The 10,162-nt window shown below is 42.9% G+C and carries 11 protein-coding genes; 5 read left to right on the forward strand and 6 right to left on the reverse strand.

Annotated elements, in window-relative coordinates:
• Nucleotides 1-4 precede the first annotated feature (4 nt).
• Genes B3763_RS15960 through B3763_RS15970 form a run of 3 tightly spaced genes read right to left on the reverse strand, consistent with a single transcriptional unit; the run spans nt 5 to nt 2,063 of the window.
• Nucleotides 5-523 carry a shikimate kinase gene (locus B3763_RS15960; protein ID WP_286747757.1) on the reverse strand — a complete coding sequence of 173 codons (519 nt, stop codon included), beginning with the start codon at nt 521-523 and terminating at the stop codon, nt 5-7.
• Nucleotides 523-1,518, reverse strand: coding sequence for a DoxX family protein (locus tag B3763_RS15965; protein ID WP_286747759.1), 996 nt, complete (start codon nt 1,516-1,518; stop codon nt 523-525). Before B3763_RS15965 ends, B3763_RS15960 begins: the two co-directional genes overlap by 1 nt.
• Nucleotides 1,515-2,063 carry a DUF1599 domain-containing protein gene (locus tag B3763_RS15970; protein ID WP_286747761.1) on the reverse strand — a complete coding sequence of 183 codons (549 nt, stop codon included), beginning with the start codon at nt 2,061-2,063 and terminating at the stop codon, nt 1,515-1,517. Before B3763_RS15970 ends, B3763_RS15965 begins: the two co-directional genes overlap by 4 nt.
• 30 nt (nt 2,064-2,093) lie before the next feature.
• Between B3763_RS15970 and folP the strand changes: the two genes are divergently transcribed.
• Nucleotides 2,094-2,951, forward strand: a complete 858-nt coding sequence (gene folP / locus B3763_RS15975; RefSeq protein WP_229838645.1) for a dihydropteroate synthase — start codon at nt 2,094-2,096, stop codon at nt 2,949-2,951.
• A complete protein-coding gene (gene cdaA / locus B3763_RS15980; protein ID WP_286747763.1) occupies nt 2,948-3,799 on the forward strand; it encodes a diadenylate cyclase CdaA in 852 nt (283 codons plus the stop codon). Before folP ends, cdaA begins: the two co-directional genes overlap by 4 nt.
• A gap of 26 nt (nt 3,800-3,825) precedes the next feature.
• Here the strand turns inward: cdaA and B3763_RS15985 are convergent, their stop codons facing one another.
• Both B3763_RS15985 and B3763_RS15990 read right to left on the reverse strand, forming a co-directional pair.
• Entirely contained in the window at nt 3,826-6,198 is a 2,373-nt protein-coding gene (locus B3763_RS15985; protein WP_286747766.1) for an endonuclease MutS2, read from the reverse strand.
• Complete coding sequence (locus tag B3763_RS15990) at nt 6,199-6,549, reverse strand: DUF4296 domain-containing protein (protein WP_286747767.1); 351 nt, start codon at nt 6,547-6,549, stop codon at nt 6,199-6,201.
• A 143-nt stretch (nt 6,550-6,692) separates the two neighbouring features.
• Here B3763_RS15990 and B3763_RS15995 point away from each other — a divergent pair, with 143 nt between their 5' ends.
• The 3 genes from B3763_RS15995 to B3763_RS16005 are packed head-to-tail and all read left to right on the forward strand — an operon-like array spanning nt 6,693 to nt 9,499.
• On the forward strand, nt 6,693-7,571 hold the full coding sequence (locus tag B3763_RS15995) for a DUF58 domain-containing protein (protein ID WP_286747769.1): 879 nt from the start codon (nt 6,693-6,695) through the stop codon (nt 7,569-7,571).
• Complete coding sequence (locus B3763_RS16000; protein ID WP_189630374.1) at nt 7,564-8,457, forward strand: LapA family protein; 894 nt, start codon at nt 7,564-7,566, stop codon at nt 8,455-8,457. The genes B3763_RS15995 and B3763_RS16000 overlap by 8 nt, the downstream gene beginning before the upstream one ends.
• Nucleotides 8,450-9,499, forward strand: a complete 1,050-nt coding sequence (locus B3763_RS16005) for a vWA domain-containing protein (protein ID WP_189630373.1) — start codon at nt 8,450-8,452, stop codon at nt 9,497-9,499. Before B3763_RS16000 ends, B3763_RS16005 begins: the two co-directional genes overlap by 8 nt.
• 29 nt (nt 9,500-9,528) lie before the next feature.
• Here B3763_RS16005 and B3763_RS16010 read toward each other — a convergent pair.
• A partial coding sequence (locus B3763_RS16010) for a LysE family translocator (protein ID WP_349676590.1) occupies nt 9,529-10,162 on the reverse strand: 634 nt, incomplete at its 5' end.

Raw genomic sequence — 10,162 nt, forward strand, 5'->3', positions numbered from 1 at the left:
CACTTTAATGAAGGTTCGAGATAATCATTTCTACCGTGATCTGATTATCTCGAATTTTTATTTTCGCCTGTTTGTAAAAGCTTTCGCGGGTCTCTTTAAGCGCTCTTATTTCCTGAATTAAATCCTGCTGATCGTAACTCTTAAAGATTGGTCGTTTTTCAACACCCTCTTCCAGTATTCTTAGGGCTAAGTCACCGGGGCTCACATCTAGATACACAGTGGTGCCGTGTTCATTCATGGTATCTATATTGAAGTGATAGCAAGGAGCACCTCCCCCTGTGGCCATTACAAAATTCTCTTGCGTGGCGCATATCTCATGAAGAGCCTCCTTTTCCTGCAATCTAAAATTCCCTTCGCCCTGCCGCTCAAAATACTCGGGAATGCTCATGCCAATTCTTGAAACAATGGCATGGTCAAGGTCTACAAAGGTTTTATTTAATCGCTCTGCAAGCTGGCTACCCAAAGTGGTTTTCCCCGAGCCTGCCAAGCCTACCAAAAAGATATTTCCAGGAATAGTCTTCATTACTTATTCAGGACATTGAGCAATTCGGTTGCTGAGGGGATATCGTTATAGTGCCACTTTTTAATGACCTCTCCATCTTTTAACAGCACTAATCCGGGGTTGGAGCGAATCATTGTTTTCAACAACGTTTTATCGGAGTAATAGTAAGGAACTGCCAACTGAACATCGTGGCGCAGGCTCTCAAACTCTGGCCCTGCCGATGCTGTAACGGCCGCAACGCCAACTTCGGTTTCAATTGAGCTGATCAGACTGTTCAACATGGAATAGGCTCTGCGCTCCGTATGCTCTACATCGTGCACCACCACCAATAGTTTCTTACCCGACAGCGACTCCATGGTAAAATCGTCCTCGTCTCCCCAAAGGGCATAATTCGTAATTTTTGGCACCTGGTTGGGGTCATCCGCAGGGGGCATCATAGCCTCTGGAATCACAGTGCCTGCTTTGTAAGCTCTAAAATCGATAAACGGAAGGTGGTTAATAGATAAATAGGCCACCGTAAGACAGAACACCGTAGACAGCCCAATCACTAAATGACGTTTGCCGGAAGGATTAGGATTGTTGTTAACCTTGCGGTTGATGAATAGCACAACAATAAACACCAACAGAATAATATCTTTAATGAACGACTGCCACGGAGTAAGCTTAATAGCATCACCAAAACAACCGCAATCGGTCACTTTATTAAAATAGGCACTGTAGAAGGTAAGAAACGTAAAGAACACAATCATTCCCAACAGTAAAGAAGTAACTAGTTTCTCCCGATACTTTATGAGAATGGCTATACCCAGAACCACCTCAAGAGTAGAAAGCAGTATACTAAAAAACAAAGCCAGGGGCTTTAGCGAATCGAAGAAGGGAGCTATGTCTACTGCAAAAACTGTGAAATACTCTTCCAGCTTTATTTGAGTACCCACAGGGTCGTTTACTTTAATAAGGCCAGAAAAGATAAAAAGCCCTCCCACTAAATAGCGGGCAATTGAGTTAAGTATTTTCATGATTTTACGAATCCCATTAGTATGAGACAAAATACAGAATAGTTGATCATATCCATATAATTGGCATCGATACCTTCAGAGATAATGGTTTTGCCCTTATTATCTTCAATCTGCTTTACACGCAACAACTTCATAAGAATTATGTCTGTCATTGAGCTGACCCGCATATCGCGCCAAGCCTCACCATAATCATGGTTTTTATTCATTAGCAGGGCCAGAGTTTCCTCCACGTACTTGTCATACAGTTTTTCCAGCACCTCAACCTCCATTTCCAACGGATCTTTATCGGTCAGGTTCATTTGCATGAGTGCAATCACACAATAGTTAATGATTCCAATGAAATCACCCTCCAGGTCATCTTCAACCAATTGTTGGCCTTTCATTTGAACCGAGTGAATGCGCTGCGCCTTGATAAAAATCTGATCAGTTATAGAAGAAAGCCGTAATATTCTCCATGCCGTTCCATAGTCTTTGGCCTTCTTCAAAAATATGTCTTTACAGGCCTTAATAACTTCTTTATATTCGCCTACCGTTTGTTCCTCCAAGGTGCTGATTATTTAAAGTCGACAGAATTCTTGAGCGCGAAAGATAAGTTATTTGAGGTTAAATCCACATTGAACATCAATGGAAATCTGGTGAGTTTGGAAGAGCCTCAGGTAATGGGGATCATTAATGTTACCCCAGATTCTTTTTATTCGGACAGCCGGGTGAGCCAGGAAACGGCCATTCTCAAAAAGGCTGAACAAATGCTCACCGAAGGGGCATTAATTCTGGACATAGGCGGTTATTCTACACGCCCCGGTGCGGCAGAGGTATTACCACAAGAGGAAATAAAACGTGTTACCACAGCTCTAAACCTGATTGCGACTAAGTTTCCCGAAGCACTTCTTTCGGTAGACACCTTTCGCTCGGTTGTGGCTCGGCAGGCTGTATGTGCAGGGGCTCACATTGTTAACGATGTAAGCGGGGGCTCACTCGATGAGGACATGTGGCAAGAAGTAGCAAACCTGAAGGTGCCCTATATACTAATGCACATGCGAGGCACTCCTCAAACCATGAACTCAAAGAATGTGTATGATAATCTCCTGATCGATATTGGCAAGGAACTAAGAATAGCTGTGGAACAACTACAGCAACTGGGAGTTGCCGATATTGTGGTAGACCCCGGCTTTGGCTTTGCCAAAAGCATGGAGCAGAACTATGAATTACTGCGAAATTTAGGTTATCTTAAAAGACTTGGCCTACCTCTTTTGGTAGGAATATCGCGCAAATCGATGATTTATAAAAAACTAAGCATTTCACCTGAAGAAGCTCTCAACGGCACCACGGCTTTGCACATGGCCGCTCTGCAGCAGGGAGCTTCTATACTGAGGGTGCACGATGTAAAAGAAGCCAAACAAACCATTGACCTTTATAAAGCACTAAACCCTTGATATTCGCTTTTAAAATAGGATTTCTTGACATACGGTGGATAGACATATTGGATATCCTACTGGTGAGCGTGTTGCTTTATCAGGTATACAAACTATTGAAGGGTAGTGTAGCCGTAAGAGTGCTCATAGGCTTTTTGGTTCTTTACCTGGCCTACTTGGTGGTACGGGCTGCAGAAATGGAGCTATTGGCCGGTATTTTAGGTCAATTTATGGGCGTGGGTGTGTTAGCAGCCATCATTATCTTTTCGCAAGAAATTAGAAAGTTTTTGATCGTACTGGGTAAAACTACCTTTAGAAAAGACGGGCTCATACAAACCGTTATGATCTGGAAGAGAAAAGAAGCTAGAGAACCGTTTAATATTACCCCCATTATTGAAGCCGCCAAGAGCCTTTCTTCTACCAACACCGGTGCGCTCATGGTCTTTTCCCGAAACTCAGAGCTTAAGTTTTATGCCGATAGTGGCGACCGGCTTGATGCGGTGCTCTCCAAAAGGTTACTCATTTCCATATTCAATAAGTACAGTCCGCTTCACGATGGTGCCATTATTATTTATGAAGGAAAAATTCTGGCTGCACGATGTATTCTTCCTGTGAGTGAACGCGACTTGCCTGCAAATTTTGGTATGCGCCATAGAGCTGCCCTGGGAATGTCAGAAGCTACCGATTCCTTAATACTGGCTGTTTCTGAAGAAACAGGGCAAATATCTATCATCAGAAATGGCTACATAGACTCGAACCTTTCTATACCGGAAATCAGAAAAAGAATTCTGGCTTATCTGTCAGATAAGGAAAACGCAAAAAGCAAGTCTAAACCTGAACAAGAAGATAATCTGGAGGTAGCCTCATAAGCTTTCACCATACGCGCTGTTTTTACTTACTTGAGTGTAACCAGCGTAACACCTGCCCCTCCTCTGTCGGCATGTTCGTCTTTTACCGAAGCTACTTCTTTATAGTTCTTTAAATGGTCTCGGGTTACTTGCCTTAACACGCCATTTCCCTTACCATGTACTATTTGCAGGTCTCTTATTCCTAATAAAATGGCCTCATCTAGCCAGGAAGACAGCAAAGGAATAACCTCTTCGGCACGCATTCCTCTCAGGTCTATTTTACTATTAAACTCCGCCTGTTTAGAGGCATAGTCATAACCGGAAAAGCCACCAGACTGCCCTTGCTGCTTATAGGCTTTTCTGGTCACCTTTTCTAGCCTGTTAAGTCTTACGAACGAAGTGAGTTCTCCTATGCTCAGTTCTGCATCTTTGCCTTTTATATTCACCACCTGTCCAATGGTATCCTGACCCTTGAGCTTCACATAGTCTCCAATGGCAATGGCTTCGCTTTGGGCTCTGGCCAATTCGTACTCTTGTTCAACAGTGGTTTCCTGCTTTAGTTTTTCCAGCTTTTCGCGTTGCTTTTTAACGGCTGCTTTTTCAGCCTTTTTCTCCTGAATTTCGCGAATAACCCGCTCAACCTCCTTATTGGCTTCTTTTACAATGGCATTGGCTTTTTGCTTAGCCTCATTGAGTATTTTCTTTTCCTGCCGTTCAATATGCTCCTTTAGCTGCGCATATTGTGCCGTAAGCTCATCCAGTTCTTTTTCTCTGATTTTCACCTTTTTCTCCGAAAGCTCCAGTTCGCGTTGTTGAATTTGAAGTTGCCCCAGCATTTGGTCAAAAGACACCTGCTCAATACCTATTCGCTTTTTGGCGTTTTCAATGGTTTGGTTGGGTAAGCCTATTTTACCGGCAATTTCTAAAGCAAAAGAGCTGCCCGGCTTACCAATCTCAAGTTCGTATAGAGGTTGCAAATTCTTGAGGTCATACTTCATGGCACCATTCACCAACCCCTCGTTCTTATCGGCATACTCCTTTAAATTCCCATAATGAGTGGTAATTACACCCATGCCTTTGCTTGCCTTTAACTCCATAAGAATGGCTTCGGCAATGGCTGCTCCATACTGGGGTTCTGTACCTGTTCCAAATTCATCGATCAGAAAAAGACTCTGTTTGTTTACATGTCCCAGCAAATGTTTCATGCTTATGAGGTGCGAACTATAGGTACTTAGATCGTTTTCAATGCTTTGTTCATCGCCAATATCAATAAACAGGTCTTTGAACAGAGTAAAGCGAGAGCTTTCGTGTACCGAAACCAACAACCCACACTGCAGCATATACTGCAAAAGGCCAACGGTTTTCAGACACACACTTTTTCCTCCTGCGTTGGGCCCTGAAATTATTAAGATGCGTTTTTGTGGTTCCAGATAAATATTGAGAGGCACTACTGCTTTGCCCAGTTCTTTATGTTTTAAAAGAAGTAAAGGGTGCTGAGCCACCTGCCAGTTAAACTCCCTTTTTTCTGACCACTGTGGTTTACGAGCATCTATCATTATCGCAAAGCGAGCCTTGGCTCTGATAAAATCTATGAGACCAAGAAACTGCATGTACTGCCGCAGGTTTTCAATCTCCGGACGCAGGTAGCTGGTCAATTCCATGAGTATGCGCACCACTTCGCGCTGCTCGGCATACTCCAGTTCCTGCACTTCGTTGTTAATGGCAAATACTTCTGTAGGCTCCAGGTAAACCGTTTGTCCTGTGGCCGATTCTCCATGAATAAACCCTTTTACTCTCCTTTTGTATTCGGCCAAAACAGGGATTACCATTCGCCCATTCCGAATAGTTACCGATACATCTTCCGGAGTATAACCTTCCTTTTTGGTTCGTGTAATAATGCTGTCGAGCACATTGCGCAACCGCTGCTTTTCTGAAAGTATACCCTTCCGTATTTCATAGAGCCTGTCGGAGGCATTGTCTTTGAGCTTACCCCGTTCGTCAAAGACTCTGGCCAGCGACCAGAGCAAATCTTCATCGAACAGAATAGGGTAAGTGAGTTCTACCAAATGTGGGTAAGATTCTCTCTTTTGCTGAAAAAAATCCAGACACTTGTTTAAGGTCTTTAGGCTCAAAATAACATCGAACAACTCCTCCTCTAGCAGGTAGGAGTTATCTACCCTTATTTTACCGAAAAGCGGAGAAATATCGATATAGTTGGAGTTAGGAAACAGCTCTTTCGATTCAATGATCTGCACAAACTCATCGGTTTGGCTAAGCCATTTGTCAATACTGTTCTTATCGGATGAAAAACGGATTTTGTCGACAAAACTTTTCCCTAGGTTGCTTTCACAGGCCTCTTTAAGGCTTTCTCTGATTTTATCGAAACCTAATTTAAGCTCAAGATTAGAAGGGTATAGCATTTAATAGTTACTACTGTATTGTTTGGAGTTTCGGGCCTTCAAACTGTCGAGTACAATATCTGTCACCTCGAGAAATAGTTCGGGCCTTGTTAAATAGAAATTATAGCTTTTTACATAACTGGCAGAGTCTAACCCATGTGCATTCAACACTCTTTTCTCAAGGGCTTTATAAAGCACCTTGGCCGAGTCGGCACTCAGCGAAATTGTGCCTACCTTGCCCTCTGCCATGCGAATGTCAATCATTAGATCAACCATCTGCTCTTTGGTTAAGATACCGCTGGGTATGGTCTCCTCTTTTTTGCAGGCCACCAGTAAGAATGTAACCGCCAGTAAAAAAAGCTTTTTTGCCATGTATGAAGCCGTTTATTTTCGCCTCGTTATTACAACGACTTGCAAAGGTAAGAGTTATGTTGGTAGCCGGCTTGCAATTAACCAAAATTAAGACATTCAAAAAGCGGCTGGAATCAAATAAATCATATTTTTAGGCCTTCATTATGGAGCACATCATTTCCAAGCTTAGGAAGTACGAAATACAAATCAGGAAAGCCATTAACTCAAGGATGCAGGGCGATTTTCACTCCATCTTTAAGGGTTCTGGTCTTGAGTTTGATGGTGTGCGCGAATACCAGTACGGTGATGACACCCGAACCATCGATTGGAACGTTTCGGCCAAAGGTCATGGCACCTTTGTAAAAACCTTCAAGGAAGAAAAAGAACAAACTGTTTTTTTTCTGCTCGATGTTAGTGCCTCACAGGAAATTGGAACCCCGGGTGCTCAAAAGGTAGATGTGGGCAAGGAAATTACCGGTGTATTAACTCTAGCTGCGGTAAAACAACAAAACAGAGTTGGACTTCTGAGCTTTTCGGATCAGAAAGAAAAGTTTGTGAAGTCGGGCAAGGGAATTAAACACGGCTATGCCATAATTCATGAATTGTATAACAGTAGGCCCAGGTCGTCTCGTACCAACATAGACATGGCCATTAAAAAGGCTCTGGAAATCATTCATAAGAAGAGCGTTATTCTGCTCATCTCCGATTTTATTGACGAAGGCTATGAACAAAGCCTCAGACTTTTGGCCAATCGGCACGATCTGGTGGTTCTTCATCTCAAAGACGATCGGGAAACACAATTACCCAACCTGGGTATAGTACCTGTGTATGACCAGGAGAGCAAAAAAACGGTTTGGGTAAACACCTCTTCTAAAGACTTCCGAAAAAAACTGGAAAAAACATATACCGTAAACAAAGGGGAGCTGGAAAGATTCTGCAGAAAGAATCAGATCAATTATCTGGAAATAAACACCAAAGACAACTACGTTCCTCAACTCATAAAGCTATTCAAGATCAGAAACAAAACGATGAAACGTGACTAGAAGGGTAGCAGTATTTCTGATTTTCTTTTCGTTGGCATGGTCCCTGGCTCAGGCACAGGAAACCAAGCCCATAGGCTATTTTCTCAAAGACAGTGTTAAAATCGGGGAGTCGGTGGCTTATTCGCTCAGCTATAAAGACAGAAAGAACCGACCGGTTATTTTCCCCGATTCACTCTTCAATTTTGCTCCCTTTGAGCTGTTAGACAAAGCCTACTTCGACACCCGATCCGATACCATAAACAGTATTGATAGTGCGGTGTATTACCTGGCCACTTTTGAAATTGATACGGTTCAGTTTTTGGCCCTTCCCGTGTTTGTATTTACCGGCAAAGACAGCATACCGGTTTATAGCGCCAAAGATTCCATAGTATTGAACCAGGTGGTAACCCAAATGCCCGACAGTGTAAACCTGGCCGAAACCAATGCTTTTCAGCCGGTGTCTTTACAGTTTAACTACCCCTACTGGACTATAGGACTAGTTTTGCTGGGTCTGATTTGCCTGGTAGTTCTCATTGTTTGGGGCAAGGAGATAAGAAAACGAATTAGGCTATACCGGCTTAAAAAGAAGCTTGAGAAATTTCAGGCTGAATTTGACCGAGAGATTGAGGCCATTTCTTCAGAAACAGACAAGACCAAAATTGAGTCGTTACTTAAATTTTGGAAAACCTACATGGAATCGCTGGAGCAAGTGCCCTTTACTAAGTTAACGACAAAAGAAATAGTAAAAATTCAGCAGAATTCTTCGCTGGAAGAAACACTCAAGTCTATAGACAGAAACATTTACAGCCCTATTGCAGTAAGTGCTTTGCAAAACGATTTCGAATTTCTTAAAGATTATTCGATTGACAGGTACAACCACATAACGGAAGAAATTAAGAATGCTTGACGAGTCGGTTTACAAGTGGTTTTCGCTAGAATGGTTCACTCCATCAGCCTTTAAGTCGTTCGACTGGGAGTTCTTCTTTGTGTTTTACACCATTCCTGTGGTGCTACTGCTTTTCTTACTTAAGTGGCTGATAGGCACCCGGGTAAAACAAAAACTTCCCGTAGCTCTTCCCAAAAAGGAGATTCAGAAACACTGGACCAGCTATCTGCGATTTATACCCAACGCACTTATGGCGCTGACACTGCTGATGCTGTTGATTGCCCTGGCCCGACCGCAACGCACCAATGAACTGGTAGAACAATGGTCTGAGGGAATTGACATTGCCCTGGTCATAGACATTTCGGAGTCTATGCAAATTGAAGATTTTAAACCTAACCGACTGGAAGCCGCCAAGCGCACGGCACGTGATTTTATTTCGGGCAGAAGCCAGGATCGAATAGGCTTAGTCATCTTTTCGGGCGATGCCTACTCGCTTTCACCGCTAACTACAGACTATGAACTGCTCTATAAGTTTATCGATGAGGAGATTGACTTTAATAAAATAGAAAACCGAGGCACAGCCATTGGCAGTGCCATAGCAGTGGGCACCAACCGCATGCGCGAGTCGGAAGCAGCCAGCAAAGTAATGATACTTCTTTCGGACGGTGACAACACGGCCGGAAACATTGATCCTATAACGGCCGCAGAGTTGGCCGCAGCTTATGACATTAAAATATACACCATTGGCATAGGTAAAGAAGGCAAAGTACCTTATGGTAAAGACTTCTTTGGAAGAACCAACTATGTAGAAAACACCCTAGACGAGACTACTCTTAGAGAAATTGCCAAAATTGGTTCCGGGCAGTTCTATCGGGTTTCTGACAATGAAGCTCTGGCTAATGTTTTTGAGCTTATTGACCAATACGAAAAGGCAGAAATTAAAGAGACGCGCTATAAGAACACCACCGACTTTTACCCCATTTACGTGAAGTGGGGCCTTCTGTTTTTCTTACTCTTCTTAGCTTCTAAAAGCACTTTTGTGAGCAACATACTGGAAGACTAAAACTCCCTGCCCTGGCTACAGTTATGAAATTAAAACAAGGCCATCCCCTTTTGCTCGAGCACAAAATTGAAAAGCTTTACACTGAAGAGTAACAAAGCCAACCCCACCACCCGGTTCATTATCTTCATAAACCTTGGCGTTACTATTTGACTTAGTTTGGTGGCAAAATAAGACTTGGCCACATCGGCCATAAACACAGTGGCTATGAGTACAATAAAAAAGGAGATCGCCTCACCATTGGTATACTTAAAGTCCAGTGTAACCTTGCTAATAATGCCCAGCCAGAAAAATAACACGAAGGGGTTAATCCCGTTGAGGAAAAACCCCTTTAATATTTGCTGAAACCATTTGGTAGACTCCTGATGCTTTTGCCTGAGTCCTTTCTGGGGCACAGGTTTAAGTAGGTAAATTGTACCAAACACCAACATAATGCTCCCGCCAATTCCTCCTAACCAAATATTGAAAGAGGCATTATCTACCAGTTGCGATACCCCCAGGTATGTAACCACAATATAAAAGCTATCGCTAAGGGCAATACCCATGGCCATAAAAAGCCCCGAAGAAAACCCCTTCTCAATAGAGTTTTGTATGAGTGCAAAAAATACCGGACCTATTAGTACAGAAAGTAACAGGCCAAAAAGCAATCCATTAACAACAATATCC

Source organism: Roseivirga sp. UBA1976 (assembly GCF_002336325.1).
Taxonomy (GTDB): Bacteria; Bacteroidota; Bacteroidia; order Cytophagales; family Cyclobacteriaceae; genus Roseivirga; species Roseivirga thermotolerans.

Bases quoted from the DNA above. Each gene is read 5' to 3' on its own strand.
- B3763_RS15960 (WP_286747757.1), bottom strand. From the start codon at position 523: ATGAAGACTATTCCTGGAAATATCTTTTTGGTAGGCTTGGCAGGCTCG.
- B3763_RS15965 (WP_286747759.1), bottom strand. From the start codon at position 1,518: ATGAAAATACTTAACTCAATTGCCCGCTATTTAGTGGGAGGGCTTTTT.
- B3763_RS15985 (WP_286747766.1), bottom strand. From the start codon at position 6,198: ATGCTATACCCTTCTAATCTTGAGCTTAAATTAGGTTTCGATAAAATC.
- B3763_RS15990 (WP_286747767.1), bottom strand. From the start codon at position 6,549: ATGGCAAAAAAGCTTTTTTTACTGGCGGTTACATTCTTACTGGTGGCC.
- B3763_RS15995 (WP_286747769.1), top strand. From the start codon at position 6,693: ATGGAGCACATCATTTCCAAGCTTAGGAAGTACGAAATACAAATCAGG.
- B3763_RS16005 (WP_189630373.1), top strand. From the start codon at position 8,450: ATGCTTGACGAGTCGGTTTACAAGTGGTTTTCGCTAGAATGGTTCACT.